Annotated in this window: 22 protein-coding genes; 10 read left to right on the plus strand and 12 right to left on the minus strand. The window is 42.3% G+C overall.

Going from position 1 to position 17,501, the window contains the following annotated elements; genetic code table 11:
• Positions 1–3: 3 nt before the first annotated feature.
• Together BB781_RS01310 and BB781_RS01315 are read right to left on the minus strand one after the other, a co-directional pair.
• Complete coding sequence (locus BB781_RS01310) at positions 4–240, minus strand: FeoA family protein (RefSeq protein ID WP_094226696.1); 237 nt, start codon at positions 238–240, stop codon at positions 4–6.
• Positions 241–494: 254 nt separating this feature from the next.
• The gene (locus tag BB781_RS01315; RefSeq protein WP_094226697.1) at positions 495–1,979 is read right to left on the minus strand and encodes a cobyric acid synthase; all 1,485 of its coding nucleotides are present in this window, start codon (positions 1,977–1,979) and stop codon (positions 495–497) included.
• A gap of 113 nt (positions 1,980–2,092) precedes the next feature.
• Here BB781_RS01315 and cbiT point away from each other — a divergent pair, with 113 nt between their 5' ends.
• From cbiT to BB781_RS01350, 7 genes are all read left to right on the plus strand, one after another.
• Positions 2,093–2,647: a precorrin-6Y C5,15-methyltransferase (decarboxylating) subunit CbiT gene (gene cbiT, locus BB781_RS01320; RefSeq protein WP_094226698.1), complete on the plus strand. Its 555-nt coding sequence runs from the start codon at positions 2,093–2,095 to the stop codon at positions 2,645–2,647.
• Positions 2,648–2,666: 19 nt separating this feature from the next.
• Positions 2,667–3,278 carry a cobalt-factor II C(20)-methyltransferase gene (locus BB781_RS01325; RefSeq protein WP_094226699.1) on the plus strand — a complete coding sequence of 204 codons (612 nt, stop codon included), beginning with the start codon at positions 2,667–2,669 and terminating at the stop codon, positions 3,276–3,278.
• 17 nt (positions 3,279–3,295) lie between these two features.
• Positions 3,296–4,030, plus strand: a complete 735-nt coding sequence (gene cobM / locus BB781_RS01330; protein WP_094226861.1) for a precorrin-4 C(11)-methyltransferase — start codon at positions 3,296–3,298, stop codon at positions 4,028–4,030.
• 62 nt (positions 4,031–4,092) lie between these two features.
• Entirely contained in the window at positions 4,093–4,539 is a 447-nt protein-coding gene (locus tag BB781_RS01335) for a cobalamin biosynthesis protein CbiG (protein WP_094226700.1), read from the plus strand.
• Complete coding sequence (locus BB781_RS01340; RefSeq protein ID WP_094226701.1) at positions 4,536–4,889, plus strand: cobalamin biosynthesis protein; 354 nt, start codon at positions 4,536–4,538, stop codon at positions 4,887–4,889. The genes BB781_RS01335 and BB781_RS01340 overlap by 4 nt, the downstream gene beginning before the upstream one ends.
• Positions 4,858–5,655 carry a precorrin-3B C(17)-methyltransferase gene (gene cobJ / locus BB781_RS01345; RefSeq protein ID WP_094226702.1) on the plus strand — a complete coding sequence of 266 codons (798 nt, stop codon included), beginning with the start codon at positions 4,858–4,860 and terminating at the stop codon, positions 5,653–5,655. Before BB781_RS01340 ends, cobJ begins: the two co-directional genes overlap by 32 nt.
• Positions 5,645–6,367, plus strand: coding sequence for a precorrin-8X methylmutase (locus BB781_RS01350; RefSeq protein ID WP_094226703.1), 723 nt, complete (start codon positions 5,645–5,647; stop codon positions 6,365–6,367). The genes cobJ and BB781_RS01350 overlap by 11 nt, the downstream gene beginning before the upstream one ends.
• Positions 6,368–6,405: 38 nt before the next feature.
• On the opposite strand, the gene BB781_RS01355 is transcribed toward BB781_RS01350, so the two are convergent.
• The 7 genes from BB781_RS01355 to BB781_RS01385 form a co-directional block, all read right to left on the minus strand.
• Positions 6,406–8,172, minus strand: a complete 1,767-nt coding sequence (locus BB781_RS01355; RefSeq protein ID WP_094226704.1) for a hypothetical protein — start codon at positions 8,170–8,172, stop codon at positions 6,406–6,408.
• A gap of 112 nt (positions 8,173–8,284) precedes the next feature.
• A complete protein-coding gene (locus BB781_RS01360) occupies positions 8,285–8,935 on the minus strand; it encodes a cytochrome c biogenesis CcdA family protein (RefSeq protein WP_094226705.1) in 651 nt (216 codons plus the stop codon).
• A gap of 19 nt (positions 8,936–8,954) precedes the next feature.
• Complete coding sequence (locus BB781_RS01365) at positions 8,955–9,428, minus strand: thioredoxin family protein (RefSeq protein WP_094226706.1); 474 nt, start codon at positions 9,426–9,428, stop codon at positions 8,955–8,957.
• 116 nt (positions 9,429–9,544) lie between these two features.
• The gene (locus BB781_RS01370; RefSeq protein WP_094226707.1) at positions 9,545–10,225 is read right to left on the minus strand and encodes a 2,5-diamino-6-(ribosylamino)-4(3H)-pyrimidinone 5'-phosphate reductase; all 681 of its coding nucleotides are present in this window, start codon (positions 10,223–10,225) and stop codon (positions 9,545–9,547) included.
• Between the two features lie 56 nt (positions 10,226–10,281).
• Complete coding sequence (locus tag BB781_RS01375) at positions 10,282–11,133, minus strand: CBS domain-containing protein (RefSeq protein WP_094226708.1); 852 nt, start codon at positions 11,131–11,133, stop codon at positions 10,282–10,284.
• A 12-nt stretch (positions 11,134–11,145) separates the two neighbouring features.
• Positions 11,146–11,604, minus strand: a complete 459-nt coding sequence (locus tag BB781_RS01380) for a universal stress protein (protein WP_094226709.1) — start codon at positions 11,602–11,604, stop codon at positions 11,146–11,148.
• 29 nt (positions 11,605–11,633) lie between these two features.
• Positions 11,634–12,734 carry an amidohydrolase family protein gene (locus BB781_RS01385; RefSeq protein ID WP_094226710.1) on the minus strand — a complete coding sequence of 367 codons (1,101 nt, stop codon included), beginning with the start codon at positions 12,732–12,734 and terminating at the stop codon, positions 11,634–11,636.
• A 337-nt stretch (positions 12,735–13,071) separates the two neighbouring features.
• Between BB781_RS01385 and BB781_RS01390 the strand changes: the two genes are divergently transcribed.
• Both BB781_RS01390 and BB781_RS01395 read left to right on the plus strand, forming a co-directional pair.
• Positions 13,072–13,398 carry a DUF167 domain-containing protein gene (locus BB781_RS01390; protein ID WP_094226711.1) on the plus strand — a complete coding sequence of 109 codons (327 nt, stop codon included), beginning with the start codon at positions 13,072–13,074 and terminating at the stop codon, positions 13,396–13,398.
• A 379-nt stretch (positions 13,399–13,777) separates the two neighbouring features.
• The gene (locus BB781_RS01395) at positions 13,778–14,245 is read left to right on the plus strand and encodes a toprim domain-containing protein (RefSeq protein ID WP_094226712.1); all 468 of its coding nucleotides are present in this window, start codon (positions 13,778–13,780) and stop codon (positions 14,243–14,245) included.
• 15 nt (positions 14,246–14,260) lie between these two features.
• Here BB781_RS01395 and BB781_RS01400 read toward each other — a convergent pair whose 3' ends face one another.
• From BB781_RS01400 to BB781_RS01410, 3 genes are all read right to left on the minus strand, one after another.
• A complete protein-coding gene (locus BB781_RS01400) occupies positions 14,261–14,629 on the minus strand; it encodes a DUF356 domain-containing protein (protein ID WP_094226713.1) in 369 nt (122 codons plus the stop codon).
• 169 nt (positions 14,630–14,798) lie between these two features.
• Positions 14,799–15,614 (minus strand): pyrroline-5-carboxylate reductase, encoded by an 816-nt coding sequence (gene proC / locus BB781_RS01405; RefSeq protein ID WP_207205225.1) that lies wholly within the window; start codon positions 15,612–15,614, stop codon positions 14,799–14,801.
• Between the two features lie 19 nt (positions 15,615–15,633).
• Entirely contained in the window at positions 15,634–16,122 is a 489-nt protein-coding gene (locus tag BB781_RS01410; RefSeq protein ID WP_094226714.1) for a multiprotein bridging factor aMBF1, read from the minus strand.
• A gap of 82 nt (positions 16,123–16,204) precedes the next feature.
• On the opposite strand from BB781_RS01410, the gene BB781_RS01415 reads away from it, so the two are divergent.
• Positions 16,205–17,494 carry a proteasome-activating nucleotidase gene (locus tag BB781_RS01415; protein WP_094226715.1) on the plus strand — a complete coding sequence of 430 codons (1,290 nt, stop codon included), beginning with the start codon at positions 16,205–16,207 and terminating at the stop codon, positions 17,492–17,494.
• Positions 17,495–17,501 lie beyond the last annotated feature (7 nt).

Below are 17,501 nucleotides of genomic sequence, written 5' to 3' on the forward strand. Positions count from 1 at the left end.
CGTTCATTCTATGATCTCAACAAGAACTGTTTCTGCTTCTTTTTTCCTCAGGGACAGGTTGTATCCCTTCAGCTTGAATTCGACGGGATCTCCTAATGGTGCCCGGCGGATGACCTCTACTCTTGTTCCGGGGGTTAGTCCCATGTCAAGTATCCTCTTTCTTGAAGATTTCTGTCCAGTGACTTTCAACACCTTTACAGATGTTTCGGGTTCGATGAAGTTCAGTGTTTTTTCCTTCATAGTTTCTCCTTTGTAGTCTTATACTTTGTAGATATGCCTAATACAAGTAAACAAGTATATATTCGTTTTGTTTAACTTTGAATAATAGGGTCTTTTAAACTGATTATCTATGATAAAATGTTAATATTCAGGTTGCAACGGGTATGTTTACTGCAGTGTCTTGAAAAAAGCCAGAGCTACAGGTTCGAATAGAAAAATCACTGTAAAAAAAGAGAAATCTGCAGCAGCTACTGCAATTCAAAAAAGGCTAAAAATCATTCCTGATCATCGATGAGTTGGTATATTTTCTTCATATCCAGGCAGCTCTCCACAACTTCTGCAAGTTCTTCGTAGGCTTCTTCTTCGGTTGTGACTGTTTCAGGATGGTACTCTATTCCCTTCTTTTCAGCCAGATATATCATGAGTGCATGCCTGATGTTCTCATTTTCGAAAAGTCCGTGCAGGTATGTGCCCACCACAGTTCCACTTTCATCAATGCTGCCGTCATCTCCAAACACAGTTCTTGCTGTCTTTGTTGCGCCCATGTGTATCTCATAGCCCCATATCTTGTCACCTTTGATATTCTTAAAAATGGGGCCATCGGCAACGATATCTTTCTGTACCTGGACTGTCCTCTTTTTGTATTCTCCAAAAGTGGTTTCGGTATCAAGAAGTCCAAGACTTTCGTAGTCTGCCTCAACTCCGTTCTCTACTCCGGAATCGTGGATAACCTTGCCAAGCATCTGGTAGCCGCCGCAAATCCCGAAGATAACTGCTCTACCTTTGAGATTGCATATTTGTATGTCCATGCCGCTCTCTTTAAGATCCAGAAGATCGCTGACCGTATTTTTTGTACCGGGGATAATCACACAGTCTGGTGTTCCCAAGTTTTCATCAAGGTCAACATACCTGACATTCGCAATCCTCTCAAGTGGCTCGAAATCGGTAAAATTTGAGATCCTTGGCAGGCGTATGATTGCAATGTCAATATCATTAATATTTTCTTTATCAGCTCTGCCTTTCTTCTTCCTGATGGCCATGGAATCTTCTGAAGGTATCTTGAGCTTGTAATATGGCAGTACTCCAAGAACAGGTATTCCTGTCAGGTCTTCAAGCTGTTTTAATCCGGGTTCGAGTATTGCAGGGTCACCCCTGAACTTGTTGATGACAAATCCCTTCAGGTTCTTGCTGACGTCATCGGGCAGCAGTTCCTTGGTGCCGTAAAGGCTTGCAAAAACTCCTCCGGATTCGATATCTCCGACCAGTATGATGGGTGCGCCTGTTATGCGCGCAGTTCCGATGTTGACGATATCGCGGTCATAAAGGTTGATTTCTGCAGCTCCTCCGGCTCCTTCCATAATAATGAGGTCATATTCGGATTCTAGCCTTCCAAGAGCTCCTCTGAGCACGCCATGCATTTCTTCTATAGAATCATAATAATTGCCCGCAGTTTTGTCTGCATAAGGCTCACCAAGCACGATAACCTGTGACGTCCTGTCTCCTTTGGGTTTGAGAAGCACAGGGTTCATATCAGCAGTTGGCTCGATGCCGGCAGCTTTGGCTTGTATTGCCTGGGCAATTCCGATCTCTTTTCCATCCTTTGTGATCCATGAGTTCAGGCTCATGTTCTGGGCCTTAAATGGTGCAACCTTATATTTTCTGGAAAGTATCTTGCACAGGCCGGTGACCATTATACTCTTGCCGACATCCGATGCAGTGCCCAATACCAGTAACTTCTTTGCTTTTTTCTTGTTTTCCATTGCAACCGCCCTAAATATTTTTGAATTGCTATACTATTTCGTAATAATGCAACAGTTTTATGAAGGACAACTTATATCTACTTAACTCCAGTTTATCTTAGTTAAGGTGGAATATGACAGAACTTTTGCACGTAAGTGGCGGTCCGACGAAGCCGGAGATAATTGCAATATCCCTATCAAAACTTGATTTAGTAGATAATTGCAGATTTTTCGACATTGGTTGCGGTACGGGAGCTGTGTCAATAGAAGCTTCAAAAATGGTACATAATATAAATATATGTGCCATGGATGCAAGGGAAGAGGCAATTGATGTAACGAAGAAAAATTTCGAAGCATTTAAGATTACCAATGCCCAAGTGTTTTCCGGTGAATCTTCTGAGATCCTGGAAAAGCAGGATGTCGGGTCTATCGATTGTGCATTCATCGGTGGCACAAAGAATATTTCCCGCGTGCTTGAAGTGCTTGCTGAGAAAAAGGCAAAGAGTATCGTAGTGAATGCAGTCAGGATCGAAACGGTCGTAAACGTAATAAATAAGATGAAAGAACTTGACTTATTCGATGAGGTACTGCATGTGATTGTCTCACGTGGTGCACCGATTACTGGTGAAACGATGTTCAAACCTGAAAATCCGGTATATGTTGTTGTCGGAAAAGCAGGTAAAAATTAATCATAATGGTGATAAAAAAATGCTTGTTGGAGTTGGACTTGGTCCGGGAGATCCGGAGCTTCTCACATTGAAAGCTGTTGAAAGCCTGAAAAATGCATACAAAGTATATGTTCCCGGTCGCCTCGCAGCTGATCTGGTGGCACCATATGCAGAAGCGGAAATCTTGGAATTCCCCATGCTGACAGATTATGATGTGCTTACATCCGTCTGGAAAAAGAATGCTGACATGCTTGCTGAAGAATCAAAGGATAATCTTGTAGTTTTCGGCCTGATAGGCGATCCGAACTTCTTTTCAACATTCACTCATTTGAAAAGAGTGATGAAAAAATTCTATCCTGATGTGGAAACAGCAACAATTCCGGGTATAAGCTCAATTACTTCATTTGCTGCACAGACCGGAGCGGAAGTAGACTCTTCCTTTGAGGTCAGCGATGGCTCGGACAGCAAGTATAAGATCAGGCTGAAGGCCAGCCGTCCACACGAGATCATCAGTTCATTTGAAGAGGAAGGCTATAACAAATTCACATTTTGTGAACGTCTTTTCAGCCCAAATGAAGTAATAATCACAGAAAGAGAAAAGATTCCTGAAAAGGGTAATTATTTCAGTATTATCTTTGCAGAAAAAGAATGATCGCAAGGAGAATCCAGATGACAAACAAAAAAGTCTATTTTGTAGGTTCCGGTCCGGGAAACGCAAAGTATATCACTGTAATGGGTAAGGAGCTTCTTGAAGGAGCAGACCTTGTAATATATGCAGGTTCCCTTGTGAATCCGGAAGTACTTAATTATTCAAAAGGGGAAAAGATCGATAGTTACGGACTGACCCTCGATGAAACTAACAAACTGATCTTGGACAATCTCAATGCAGGCAAAAAGGTAGTCAGGCTGCATAGCGGAGATCCGTCCCTATATGGTTCCATTGTGGAGCAGATGGCAGAGTTAAAGGACGCAGGTGTTGAGATCGAAATAATACCAGGTGTCTCTTCAGTATTTGCAACTGCAGCTGCATTGCAGACACAGCTTACCCTGAACGATGTTTCAGAGACTCTGATAATCACACGCCCGGCAGGTAAGACCCTGGAAAAGGACCAGATTAAGGAATTGTCAAGGCACAATGCAACCATGGCTGTTTTTCTGGGCACCCAGAAAATAGAGGAGATCATGGAAAAGGTAGAATATGCACCAGATACCCCGGTTGCAGTTGTTTTCCATGCATCCTGGCCTGATCAGAGAATCATTAAGGGCACTGTGGCAGATATCGCCGGAAAGGTCAAGGAAGCAGGCATTAAGCGCTCCGCAATGATCCTTATTGGCGGTGTTGTGGACCCGGTGAACTATGGGAGGTCTTACTTATACGGAGTGGCACAAGAACCGCTGTTATAACCTTTGAGAGAAATCTTGAGGTTGCAGAGCGTCTGGCAGGACATCTGAATGCTGATGTCCTGATGTATGACAAAAGTATCTTCAAAAAGGCCTTTGAGCAGTATGATGCTATTGTGGCAGTCTTTGCCACTGGCATCGTGGTTCGCGAGATTGCGCCTCTTATTGTGGACAAATGGAAGGATCCCGCAGTCATTGTGGTTGATTCGAACATGAATTTTGCAATTCCTCTGCTTGGCGGTCATCATGGGGGCAATGAGGTTGTCCGGAAGATAGCTGAGATTGGGCCCATCCCTGTTGTCACAACGGCTACTGAGGTTCATAACAGGAACTCTGTCGAGGGCATTGCCAAGGTACTTGGTTGCGATATCGTTAACAAGCCTTCCACTGTGCAAGTTAACTGCGCTCTGCTTGATGAAGATGTTGAGGTCCTTGAGATAAAAGGTCCCAAAATCGTCATTGTCGGGGATGATGTATCTGTCCTGAAAAAGGAAAAGGCTGAGAACTCATGATAATTGGTATCGGGGCCCGAAGGGGTATCAACAGCCAGGAAGCTATTGATGCAATCAACAATGCACTTGTGGAGGCAGGCAGGAGCATCGATGAAGTGGAAGGGCTGGCATCTGCAAAATTGAAAGAGAACGAGGCTGGTCTCCACGAGGCAGCAAAGATTCTCGATCTTAAGATTACGTTCATAGAACATGATGAATTAAATAATTATGATACGCCGTCGGCTTCGCAGGCAAAACGCTTCGGGCTTACAGGTGTGGCAGAACCTGCCGCGCTGGCGTTGTCGGAAAAAAAAGAATTAATACTAAGGAAGAAGGTTTATGGAAGGGTCACAATCGCAATCGCAGAGTGAAGCAAAAGGAAAGCTTTACATCATTGGTATAGGTCCTGGTTCAGTCGATCACCTGACAGTCAAGGCCAGAGACGTAATCATAAACTCAGGTTATGTTGTTGGAAACGGCACTTATCTGGATCAAATGGCAAGTCTGCTGGATAAACAGAAGATCGTTCGCAGTGCTATGGGTAAGGAAGTTGACCGCTCACGCAAGGCAGTGGAGCTTGCACAGGAAAATGTTGTTTCCATGATAAGCGGCGGGGATGCAAACATTTATGGGATGGCAGGTCTTGTCCTTGAAGTGGCAGAGCACGCAGGTCTGAATGTTGAAATAGAGGTCTTACCGGGTGTTACAGCTATCACGGCAGCAGCGAGTGTACTGGGTGCACCTATCGTTAACGACATGTGCACCGTAAGTCTCAGTGACCTTCTGACGCCGTGGGAAGTAATTGAGAAAAGGCTTGATGCAGCAGCGTCAGCAGACTTTGTAATGTCACTTTACAATCCAAAAAGCCGCCAGCGCAATTCTAATTTTTCAAGAGCTATCGATATCATCAGACGTCACAAGGATGCTTCCGTTCCTGTAGGTCTTGTAAAGAATGCCCTGAGGGACAGCGATCAGGATTATATAGTTACTACCCTTGGCGAGGTCATGGAATATAATGACTGGGTGGACATGAGTACTACTATCCTTATCACGACCAACGATTCCCGCATATGGGATTCACCATACGGCAAGAGAATAATAACTCCAAGGGGGTATCATCGGAAATATGACTACTGAATCCAAAAAGCAAACTGACACAGGTCTTGAAGAGCTTGTGGAAATGACTACTGAGATCGATCCGGAGCTTATTGCTATCTGTACTGACCTTGGGGCACAAACCGATGAAGCAAAGGCAATTTACATGACCAGTCGTAATATTGCTAAAAAACTCGTTGGTGATGAGACTATTGAGGACAAGGTCAGACAGCGCTGTGTAACCTCAACAGGTGACCCGGCAGTTGCAGATATCATGCGTTTTGTCAACGATCCTATGAAAGCAGGCGTAGAAGCTATCAAAAAAGGTGTTCCTATTCTTGTAGATATCAATATGGTCAAAGCAGGTATTACCAAGAGGGGTCACAATTGTGAGATCATCTGTGTACTTGATAAGGATGAGGATGCAGAACTTGCCCGCAAGTACGGTATTACAAGGACCGCAGCAGGTTTCCTGAAATGCAAAGACATACTTGAAGGTTCAATTGTTGCTATCGGCAATGCGCCATCAGCTGCTTTTGCAGTTTGCAGGATGATAGAACACGGTATCAAACCGGCAATTATTGTTGGTACTCCTGTGGGATTTGTCAATGCCGCAGAATCAAAAGAAGCTGTCAGGAACGCACCGGTACCTTCCATCACATGTGTGGGGACACGTGGCGGAACACCAATGGCAGTTGCCTGCATCAATGAACTTGTGGCAATGGCAAATGAAGATGAATGTGTCATTGATTAAGCACATTCATCATTTCAAAACTGAATACTACTTTTTTCTTATTTTCTCTTTTTGGCAATATATGAGCTTACGGCTATGACTACAGTTGCCATCATTCCTGTGAATCCGGGTCCTTCTTCCTGATCTCCTTGTAGTGCATTGTTGTCATTGCCAGCAAATTTGAAATTTCCATTTGCTCCGATAGTGAAGACTCCCAAATCAGGTGCTCTGTCGTACAATGTCCTGCCATATTTATCAGGATTTATGTACACCGAACCATTCTCCTTTCTCAAAGAATCAGGTATATCTGCCCCATAAGGGACCATGGCGGTTTCGATAAAGATATTCATATTTCCGTCATCAGGCACAAATTCCGCTGGAATACTTAGGTACATCTTGTTTCCCTGCATCGTTATAAGATGAGTTGCCTCCCTTACATTATATTTTCTATCATATGTCCCGAAGATTGTTCCGGAGAGTTTTCCACTGTGTAGACCAAAGCCAATTAAGTAATCCATGCTTTGGTCTTGATCAGTATCAAAATAAATTGTGGTGATCGCCCCGTCATCCATGCTTAGGCTTGTATATTCAATAGTGATAAGCATGGTATTATCAGTAAAGCCAACATCAGCAGAAACAATATCATCTCCGTCATACCCAAAGCCAGTGGAATCACCTGCGGCATCAGTTAGTGTCTTCTTGTCTGCACCATATGACAGGAGGGGCTTTATTGACCCATCTGCAGCATTAAGAGCACCTTGCCCGTTGTCCGGTACGCTATCCATGGCTCCACTAAGCGAACCCTGCAGGGTGAAGGAATCGGCTGTCAGGTACATATTCCCATCGTCATTTCCAAGCAGTGTAAGAGGTATTCCCAGGGATGCTTTATTTCCTGATACTTTGAAGGTAGCATCGTTGTAGGGGATTCCAAGGGGTATATTCTTTGTATCCGAGTACCCCATTTTTTGCATATCTGAACCAGTTTTCATCATCTTAATGCTTGCATCGGTTCCTGTAAGGCTGCCTACTGCATATTCGATTCTATAATCCACTCCAAATGTAGGGGGTGCCTGCTCGGTATTTGAAAAGCCGGTTGCAAGTTTCTGGTCTGCATCAATAGATATCCAGCCGCTGATATCTTCTCCGTAAGAATATCCGCTAGGTTCTATATTGTGGTTGTAGGTTATCTCAAGGTTCAGGACACCATTCGTTACACTAGCACTGACCTCTTCAATGTCACCTGAGCTGCTGTCTCCGGTTCTATCGCTAATACTTCCGCCTCTCAGGTTGGGACCTGTTGTTTCAACTTCTCCGCTTGCAGTGTTGAAGATTCCATGATCAGGTGCCCGATCAAATTCGAGGGCTTTTACTATTTGGTCATGGACTGCAACAAAAACATTGACGTTTCCATCGTCATTGCCCAGTATCGAAAGGGGCAGTGTGATGAAAATATTGTTTCCTTGTGCTTGCAGTGTGTTCATGTACAGCGTATCATCGTTCAGTGTCGTAGTTATTATGGGGTCAGAATAGATTATGCTCATGTAACTGAACTGGTATACGTAATCTGCTCCGTTGTCAGAATATCCGGTCCGGCTGTTCTGGTCAGTGTCAACAAACACCGCCCCATAGAAACTATAATCTGCGACATCCTCTGTGCATGTTATCACTATATTGAGATTATTTCCATCATTTGAAACCTCAAGTGAACTTATATCTGGAGAATAAAAGTCTCCGATAGTGTCAGAAATGGCTGCAAATGCCGTGGTTGCCATCCCAATATATATCGTAATAACTATTCCTGTAAATAATATTTTTTTAAATATCATCATACCACCAAAAAACTATATTTATCAAATCATTTTAATCTAATTTAATTAAAATAGTAATTGGTTGGTATTTATCATTTGTGTAATTGTTTAGGGAACAGCATAAACCGGATTATAAGTAAGCGGCAATATGGTTTGTGTAGGCCATCCACAAGCCTGCAAGTACAAGTATCAATCCTGCCGCTTTTTTCATTTCAATGTCATATTTGGATAATCTGCTAAGTCTGTCGCCGGATATTTTTGCAGAATATGCAATGAGGATCATTGGGATGGCAAAACCTAGGGAGTATATAAATAGAAGTCCTGCACCGTAAAGGATATCACTTTCCATTGCCACCAATGTGAGAATGGAGGCAAGAATGGGTCCCACACATGGGACCCAGACAATTCCAAGTGAGATCCCAACGATTATTCCTCCCAGAAGTCCTTTTCCTTCAGTATGGAATTTTCCTGTGTAATGTGAAAAAAAACCAAACATGTCTTTTTCGATAAGCATTGAAATTCCGATGGAAATTATCATGACCTCTGCAATTATTCTAAGCTTGCTAATATGAGTCCATAGCAATGTCCCAAAAGCAGAAGCTGCAATGCCCATGACTGTAAATGATACGGTAAGCCCAATTATTATTGCAACAGGACGAAATTTGCTGTCGCCTGTTGAATAGGCAAGCACTATTGGTAGCAATGGGAGTACGCAAGGCGATAGTACGCTCACAATCCCGGCAAAAAAAATCGCAAGTGGTGTGAATGAACTCGCTTCCATTATTTTACCTGCCTATTAATCATTGCCTATAATCAATTGCTGCATCAAGAAGATTTGTCAGTGTTTTCCTGGCAGTCAGGCCTATGAACCTTGCTTCATTTCGATTATTTGTTGTTTGTCCATCTGTTTTCATGTAGATGTAGCCATCGTCACTCTTTGCAGCAATGACAAAGATGTCAGGAATAGAATATATATTGAAGCTGCCAGCTAAAGCCGGGCTTTTCCCGGAATTAATATATATAACGGTGGCTTTGCCCCGATAATCGTTTGCAATATCTATCATGATAGGTTTTTGAGCAATGCATGCAGGGCATGTATCTGTGCCAATTTCTACTAGAACAGGACCTTCTTTAAGGGCATCATTTAATTGCTGTATGTTGCTAACAGTGGTGAGTGCACTGTTTTCATTTGCTTCTTTATTGTCTCCTATAAGTCCGACAGCAATGAAAAGTACAGATATGATAAATATTACAGGCAGAATTGTCTTGTTCATGGTATCACTTTTACTTGCCTAATATAGCATGTATTTATTTATAAGTTGTGTGGTGTTTTGGGGAAGTCGCACTAAACCATATATTGTACTATTTTATTATATACGATATAACTAAGCTATCTTACAAGTACTTTCCATTTCAAGAGAATGCCGTGTTCTATTTTTTCGGCATCGATGAGCTCAAGTTTCAAAAGCTCTTTTTCCGGGAAACCTTCACCATCAACAAAGGTCGGAGAACTATTTCCACCGATTATAAGGTTTCCTACAAAGATATATATCTCATCGACAAGACCATTGGATAGCATTCCCCAGTTAAGTGTTGCTCCACCTTCCACCATTAACCGGTTGATACCCCGTTTCCTGAGTTCATGCATGGCTTGCAGAAGATCTACTTTATCCTTCCCGCTTACAATTATGTCTGCCTTTTCCTGAAGCTTGGTCACTTTCTCATCAGGGGCTGATTCAGAAACGATTATAATTCGTTTCCCTTCCCCTTTTTTGAAAATATCGGCATCAAAGGGTGTTTTTGCTTTACTGTCTACAATAATCCTCACAGGATTTTCATTGAGCCCTGCCTTTATCCTGTTTTCCCGAAGTTCTGGTGATTTTACAGTAAGGCTGGGATTATCTGCAAGAACGGTTCCAATACCTACCATAATAGCATCAGACTCTGCCCGGAGTTTATCCATGCGGTTAAAATCGACTTTGCCGGATATTCTAACCTGTTTTCTCTCCTTTGTGGATATCTTGCCATCAGCAGACATCGCTGAATTTATGAATGTAAAAGGGCGTTCCATCAGAATCACCAAATAAAAAAAGGATTTCGGGTACTACTACCCAAAAGTATATCTTATTAGTAGTCTACGATTGCCTTCATAATATTACGATCACGTAGAAGTCCAAGGAATCTCTGGTTAGCATTGACTATCGGAATCTGGTCAACCTTATTCCTCTTCATCTTCAATGCACACTCGCTAACCCCTGAGATATATGCAGCTTTAACAAGTTCTTTGACCATAACATCCTTTACGGGTACATCAGGTACCTTTACTCTTGAAACACTATAGTAAATGCTCATGGTGTCTCTCATGGACTCCCATGTCCACTCATCGTCATCCGAACCATTGGACATGTCGGACATTTCCACGGAGTCCTCAATGACACTGGCACTTATAATGTCACGGTCTGTAATTATGCCAACGACTTCAAGATTGCTATCAATGACAGGGGCTGCTTTGGACTTTGCAAGCTCCATTATTCTGGCGGCAACATTCAATGGAGTATCTGTCCATACAGGTAAAACCGTAGGATTAAGATATTGCCCTACATGGTCGGTAATATCCATTTCTGCAATAGAGGCGACAATGTCAGCAACAGAAACGATTCCCACCAGTTTTTCATCCTTTACGACAGGTAGCCTTCTGATATTGTTCTCCAGAAGGATCTTTGCTGCAACTGTCATGTCCGCATCAGGGTCTATTACTATGGGGTTGCGTGTCATCAAAAGAGCTAATTGCTCTTCTTCAGGATTCTTAAGAAGGTTCGCCCTGCTGACGACTCCAACAATCTTCCCGTCTTTTAATACAGGAACTCCGGATACTTTTTTCTCTTTAAGCAGGGTATGGACTTCATCCCTTGAGCCAGGGAGGGTTGCATAGGCAACACTAGTCCTCATTATGTCAGAAACTTTGATGTTTTTTGGCATTAGTAAAACTCCTTATTTATCCTCTTCGGAGTCACCCCGTACTACAAGTACAGGTACCTTTGAGTTTCTTGTAATCTTTTCGGCAACACTTCCAAGCAGGAATCTGTCAAATCCGGTTTTTCCAAGAGTGCCCATTACTATCAGGTCTATGTTATTATTGTCCGCAAATTCAATGATCTCATGACTTGGGTTTCCTTCAAGGATCACTGTCTCAAAAGCAATGCCTGCATCCAGTGCCATTTTTTCAACGGATTCTGTCGCAATATTTGCTTCCTTTTCAAGGAGCTCATACATCATTTCCCATCCGGCATCCATTGGAATAGAAGCAAAAGCTGCAGTATCGACAACATATCCTGCATACAATTTTGCCCCACTCAATTTCGCAAGTTCAATACTGTGCTGAACTGCTTTTCGGTTTGGTTTGGATCCATCGGTTGCAATAAATATATTTTTATACAGAGTACTTGTCATAATCCCTCTCCTGTGTGAATATTTCCCTGTTATATAATCACTGATAGTATATCATCAGGTCGCCCTCTCCTAACAATTCCACTGATCGGGTCTTTTATACCTGTGAGATTATTTGAATTTCCATTAATGATCATTATTTTTGCTATATTTCCTTCCAGAATAGAACCTGTTGTCTCAAGTCCTAATATTGCTGCTCCCATAAGCGTACACATCATAAATACTTGTCTGTCGTCTATTCCGAAAATTTTAGACAATAACTCCATTTCAGCAAACATATTGACTGAATTCAACATTACATTGTCTGTTCCAACTGCAACTTTGATCCCGTTATCAAGCATTTCAATAATAGGAGCCATCCCCACTCCGGTTATGAAATTCGATCGGGGACAAACCACCACCGGTATATCCATATCAGCAACTCCCCTGAGATCCTGGTTTGTTGCCTTTGTCATATGTATAAGAATATCAGGGTCAAAGGTTAATGCCTTTTCGATATCATCACGGCTGCTTTCTCCAGCATGTATTGCAAAGGTCTTATTTCTTTTTAAAGAATGTTGCCTTGCTGTTTCCAGGATAGTAATATCCATGTCATTTGCGCCACTCATGCCAAGTCCGTCTGAATTGATAAGCAATTCTTCCAGTTCTTCTGAGATGTCTCTTTTCTCTTTGCAGTTCCCTGGTCTTCCAAAGATCTTAGCATTAATGTCTGAAGATTCCAGTGCTTCTTTTAATGCAATAACTCCCTTGATCCCTCCTTCTCTGAAATCTGCAAATGCATATGTGCCGGTGTTATTCATATCCATCAGGGAGTTCTTCATTGCTTGCACCATTTTTTTATGTGATGTCCTAGCCAGTATCCTGTGTTTTAGTCCATGTGGAGGTTGTACCAATTGACTCAGATCCCTCTCCACATAATGTCCTCTCACCTTTCCAAGGACCGGATCCTTATAGATAGAATCGCCGATATGGGTATGTGCGTTAACAAAGCAGGGTGCAATGATATGTCCAGAATCATTCCGTTTTTCTTCCACTTCCTTTATTATTCCATCTTCGACTAAGATATAACCTTCAATGACCTCTGCTTCAGGTCCGTATATTATTTTTCCGTAGATGGTCTGTTGACAGGGCATGGACTATAATTTATGGTTTTTATTGTTTATAAGCGCATCAGGACTGCGTGGATATCGAAGACGCTACCTTTATATGTCTCATCTGTAGTATTGTATGTGCGTATTGTTAGGTCCTTGCATGAGAGTATGGCAGAGCCTATCTGTGATTGTACAGACAACCTCAATGCGATACACCGGATAGTGCGATAAAGCCTGTCACGAGGGAAACTGGGAAGGACAGCGGAAATTCCATAGGATGATCTCCCGGAGTTAGTGCGTCAGACGACAGCATTATCCTATCCATTATTCTCTATTTTGAGTTGCATGTTATTGTATTGGAATGTCAGCGGTGCTGTGAATGTCTTTTGAGGATGCATTAAAAAATGTGGATGGCGGAGTTATCATTGATATAGAGGTTACTCCGGGTTCAAAGAGTCTTTGTGTCCCAAGTGGTTACAATCTATGGAGGAAGCGCATTGAAGTGCGTTTGTCCCAGAATGCCCAAAAAGGAAAGGCCAATGAACAACTTATTGGCAGTATCGCAGACCTTTTCGGACTGAGACCTTCTGATATCTCCATTGTAAATGGTATGCATAATTCAAAAAAATCCCTTCTTTTAGGGAATGCTGAGTATTCTGTCATCATTAGCATCCTAAATGATAAGTTGCCCGCTCATTGTGATTAGTTGCCTGTTCTCCCAAATTGCGGCTCGAATACTTTCACCGTGCTTGCCTTCGCTTAATATACACTGATGACAATCTAGTATCTGAGGTGAAATACATGGATGAATATTTCGAAAATCTGGTAGAAAGGGCAATCCACTACGAACAATTTGAAGAATTCGTTCGTTATTACAAGTGAATATCATTTCCCTGTCAAAAAAAGTACCCTCCAATCCCAAAAAGTTTGCTTTTTATTATGACAGGGCATTTACTTGTGAACTTACTTTATTAACGTTTCCTATGTGTTGTGGATGGTTATATCTGAATCCAAAGGTCAGTCTTTAATCTGATGAAAGGCTACTCTCAATCAGGATTTTAAAAAAGATTTAATCGGATATTTTCATGCAAAGAAATAATTCACATTCCAAAAGAACATTAAAGGTATCTTTTGATATTTATCAGAAAAGGCTGGAAAAGATCGAAGACTTGCTGGATGAATTGCAGGAATTTGTCAGAGATGGCTCGATCATTGTTGTTGAGGGGAAAAGGGACATATTTGCTCTTAATGCCCTGGGTCTTAATGGGGATTTTCGTCTTGCAACTCACCACTCTCTTATCAATTTCTGTGAGGAGCTATCAGTGAGTGGTCAAAAGATTGTCATTCTTACAGACTGGGACCGAAGGGGGAATATGCTGGCTTCAAAGCTACTAGAAAACCTGCAGTCTCTAAATACAAATCCTGATACGAGAGTAAGGGATCTTATTGTTTCCCTTGTCCAGAAAGAGATTAAAGATGTTGAAAGCTTGCCTGGCTATGTCCGAAAGCTACGGGAGATTACCAAAGCTACGGATGTTACGGATACTTTCTAGGCCCATTCCTCATTTTCAGTGGTGTTGGGGTTCAAAACTGCGCTCAAATTCAGGATATAGTTCAGATTTATCCATGAGTTCTTCATAGATCTCATGTCTTGGACTTACTATTACCACGTGAGCTGGTGGATGTATCTTTCTTAATTTGCTGATGGCAGCACCTGCATTGTTGTCAAGCTCAACCAATGCGGCAGAATTGCATTTTGCCCTTAGTGGCACACCTGCAACACTAACCAGCAGATTGTCGGCATAAACCGGTTCGATCCTTTTTGGTTTTGATACGAATCTCATTCGACCATAATGTTCAAGATCATGTAACGCCACATTGACCTTGTCAGCATTATCGCCCCGGATTACGGCAAAAGATTTAACTCCAATCCCCATTCCAGAAAATCCCCTTGTGTAATTTTTTCATAATGTTTTCTCTTTATTTACGTTTTTTAGGTTCCCGCACCTAATATGCCTGGATTTCCTAGCTTAATGATAATTAAAACTTATTAATATAATAAACTTTTCTATCCGGGTGATGTGCAGGATTTTTATATGAGTGTAATTATTTTGCCAACTCTTTTGAACGGTTCGATGACTCGATAACAGCTTTCATAAAAGCCGCTCTGACGCCACATTCTTCCAGAACTCTAATCCCTCGGATAGTTGTTCCTGCAGGTGAAGTTACCATATCCTTGAGTTCTCCGGGGTGCATTCCTGTCTCAAGTACCATTTTTGCAGCACCAATTACGGTTTGTGCTGCAAGGATAAGAGCACTATTCCTGTCTAGTCCTTCATATACAGCGCCATCTGCCATGGCCTCTATTATTGGGAATATATAAGCTGGTCCACTGCCAGACAGGCCGGTCACTGCATCCATCAGATTTTCAGAGACCTGAATAGCACTTCCGACTGAACGGAATATTGAAAGTGCATCTTCTGCATCTTCATTTGATGCATTCTTTCCCTGGGTAATAGCGGAAGCGGCCTCCGCAACTGTTGCAGCTATGTTTGGCATAACTCTTACAACACGGGTACCCTCGTCGAATTCCTTTTCGATATCTTCCAGTTTGACACCGGCAGCAATTGAGATTATTAACTTGTTTCCAGTTACATCTTCTTTCATGGCTGCTATAACTGGCCTGAGTATCTGGGGCTTGACGGCAAGGACAATTATATCGGAATTGGTGACCGTAACTTTATTGTCAGTGGATACATTGATGCCAGTGTTCTGTTTCAAATCCTCAAGGGATGGTTCATAAAGGTCACTTGCATAAACATCGGATGGGGTAAAAAGTCCTGCACCACATATTCCTTTTATCAATGCACTGCCCATTTTACCGGTTCCTATAAATCCCAGTTTTTTACCTTGCAGACTCATTTTATCACTTATATTATTCTCATTTGCGTTTGATTGTCACGATATCACCAAGTGTAGTACCACGGTTCAGGCGGTCACCACTCCAGTCACTATCGCCGGTTCTTTCAGTGAGCTTGATGTCGAGGGCTTTTTCTATCTTCTGGCGAACATCATCTTCAGGTACGATTTCCCCGCGTTCTATTTTCTTTATCAGCGTTGCTTTTTCCTTTATAGATAAAGCTAGCTGTTCATGTGTCCATTTCTTGTTTTCTCTTGCTTCCTTTATCACATGTTCATAATTATCAATAAGTTCATCGACTACCATTCCTGGGGCTTTTCTTGGTGGTCTGCGGACTCCTGATGTCAAAGGGCCACGGCTGACCGGTGCAACTTTCTTTGATACGGGGGTACGCTTACCAGTTGTGTTTCCGTATTGTGAACACCTTCCACATACAGTAAGTTCACTTCCATCAATACTAACTTTAAAAGAATCGCCTCTTATTTCAGCGCCACATATTTCACACTGCATAGATCTCAACTCATATAGGGTCTAATCTCTTCTTTACGAAAGGGCTATATACCCTTTGCACTTAAATAGTATTCGGAGGCACATGAACGAGACTACTGGCAGTGACTTTGAGCACAGAAGGTATGATTTTACATCTGTGAACAAGGCAGACTATGAATATGTCGGTTCAGATAATGAGGAAGATTTTTCCAAATATCTGTTAGATCGTATGAGGCAATTAGAGTCAAGGAATAATCTCCTTAAAGAACAATGTGATCAGATTGAATCTGAAAAACGTTTTGTTGAGAGTCAGAAACTCAAATACGAACGTGAGGTACGCAGGTTGCAGGCGGAGATTGATCGTCTGAAGACAGTTCCTCTTGTTGTGGCAACTGTAATGGAGGTCATTAGTGAGGAAAAGGTCCTTGTAAGAAGTTCCACCGGTCCGCAGTTTATGGTAAATGTATCACAGTACCTTACAGAGGATTCACTGGTTCCAGGTGCAAAGGTTGCATTGAACCAGCAGACACTTGCTATTGTAGAGGTAATTCCTACGACTGAAGATCCTGCAGTTTCAGCAATGGAGGTATTGGAGTCACAGGATGTTGACTACGAAGATATTGGAGGACTGGAAGTGCAGATACAGGAACTGATAGAATCCGTTGAGTTGCCTTTAACAAAACCGGAATCTTTCTCACGCATAGGCATCACACCTCCAAAAGGTGTTCTTCTCTATGGTGATCCCGGTACTGGAAAAACCTTACTGGCAAAGGCTGTTGCACATAGGACAGAGGCCACTTTCATAAGAGTGGTAGGTTCGGAGCTGATACAAAAATACATTGGTGATGGCGCAAAACTTGTCCGGGAACTTTTCGACATGGCAAGGAAAAAATCCCCAACTATCCTTTTCATAGATGAACTGGATGCAATTGCTTCAAGACGCCTGAATGACACCAACGGTGCAGACAGGGAAGTCCAGAGGACTCTTATGCAGTTGCTTGCAGAAATGGATGGGTTTGATAACAGGGGTGACATAAGAATAATTGCAGCCACCAACAGGCTGGATGTTCTTGACCCTGCAATACTCAGGCCCGGAAGATTTGACAGGATCGTCAATGTACCAATGCCGGATGAAGTGGCTCGTGAGAATATATTCAGGATACACACACGTTTCATGTCCGTTGCAGATGACATTGACTTTAAGAAACTGGCAAAACTTACTGAAAGTGCAAGCGGTGCAGACCTTAATGCAATTGCGATGGAGGCTGGTATGCTTGCTGTCAGATTCGATAAGGAGTCTGTAGGTATGGCTGATTTCCTTGAATCCGTGCAGAAAGTAATGTCTAAGAAAGAAACTCAAAAGGAAGTTCTTCCGGAAGGAATGTTCATTTAGGCCTTCT

Source organism: Methanolobus psychrotolerans (assembly GCF_002243045.1).
Classification (GTDB): Archaea; Halobacteriota; Methanosarcinia; order Methanosarcinales; family Methanosarcinaceae; genus Methanolobus; species Methanolobus psychrotolerans.

Bases quoted from the DNA above. Each gene is read 5' to 3' on its own strand.
- BB781_RS01310 (WP_094226696.1), bottom strand. From the start codon at position 240: ATGAAGGAAAAAACACTGAACTTCATCGAACCCGAAACATCTGTAAAG.
- BB781_RS01315 (WP_094226697.1), bottom strand. From the start codon at position 1,979: ATGGAAAACAAGAAAAAAGCAAAGAAGTTACTGGTATTGGGCACTGCA.
- cbiT (WP_094226698.1), top strand. From the start codon at position 2,093: ATGACAGAACTTTTGCACGTAAGTGGCGGTCCGACGAAGCCGGAGATA.
- BB781_RS01325 (WP_094226699.1), top strand. From the start codon at position 2,667: ATGCTTGTTGGAGTTGGACTTGGTCCGGGAGATCCGGAGCTTCTCACA.
- cobM (WP_094226861.1), top strand. From the start codon at position 3,296: ATGACAAACAAAAAAGTCTATTTTGTAGGTTCCGGTCCGGGAAACGCA.
- BB781_RS01335 (WP_094226700.1), top strand. From the start codon at position 4,093: ATGTATGACAAAAGTATCTTCAAAAAGGCCTTTGAGCAGTATGATGCT.
- BB781_RS01340 (WP_094226701.1), top strand. From the start codon at position 4,536: ATGATAATTGGTATCGGGGCCCGAAGGGGTATCAACAGCCAGGAAGCT.
- cobJ (WP_094226702.1), top strand. From the start codon at position 4,858: ATGGAAGGGTCACAATCGCAATCGCAGAGTGAAGCAAAAGGAAAGCTT.
- BB781_RS01350 (WP_094226703.1), top strand. From the start codon at position 5,645: ATGACTACTGAATCCAAAAAGCAAACTGACACAGGTCTTGAAGAGCTT.
- BB781_RS01355 (WP_094226704.1), bottom strand. From the start codon at position 8,172: ATGATATTTAAAAAAATATTATTTACAGGAATAGTTATTACGATATAT.
- BB781_RS01360 (WP_094226705.1), bottom strand. From the start codon at position 8,935: ATGGAAGCGAGTTCATTCACACCACTTGCGATTTTTTTTGCCGGGATT.
- BB781_RS01365 (WP_094226706.1), bottom strand. From the start codon at position 9,428: ATGAACAAGACAATTCTGCCTGTAATATTTATCATATCTGTACTTTTC.
- BB781_RS01370 (WP_094226707.1), bottom strand. From the start codon at position 10,225: ATGGAACGCCCTTTTACATTCATAAATTCAGCGATGTCTGCTGATGGC.
- BB781_RS01375 (WP_094226708.1), bottom strand. From the start codon at position 11,133: ATGCCAAAAAACATCAAAGTTTCTGACATAATGAGGACTAGTGTTGCC.
- BB781_RS01380 (WP_094226709.1), bottom strand. From the start codon at position 11,604: ATGACAAGTACTCTGTATAAAAATATATTTATTGCAACCGATGGATCC.
- BB781_RS01385 (WP_094226710.1), bottom strand. From the start codon at position 12,734: ATGCCCTGTCAACAGACCATCTACGGAAAAATAATATACGGACCTGAA.
- BB781_RS01390 (WP_094226711.1), top strand. From the start codon at position 13,072: ATGTCTTTTGAGGATGCATTAAAAAATGTGGATGGCGGAGTTATCATT.
- BB781_RS01395 (WP_094226712.1), top strand. From the start codon at position 13,778: ATGCAAAGAAATAATTCACATTCCAAAAGAACATTAAAGGTATCTTTT.
- BB781_RS01400 (WP_094226713.1), bottom strand. From the start codon at position 14,629: ATGGGGATTGGAGTTAAATCTTTTGCCGTAATCCGGGGCGATAATGCT.
- proC (WP_207205225.1), bottom strand. From the start codon at position 15,614: ATGAGTCTGCAAGGTAAAAAACTGGGATTTATAGGAACCGGTAAAATG.
- BB781_RS01410 (WP_094226714.1), bottom strand. From the start codon at position 16,122: ATGCAGTGTGAAATATGTGGCGCTGAAATAAGAGGCGATTCTTTTAAA.
- BB781_RS01415 (WP_094226715.1), top strand. From the start codon at position 16,205: ATGAACGAGACTACTGGCAGTGACTTTGAGCACAGAAGGTATGATTTT.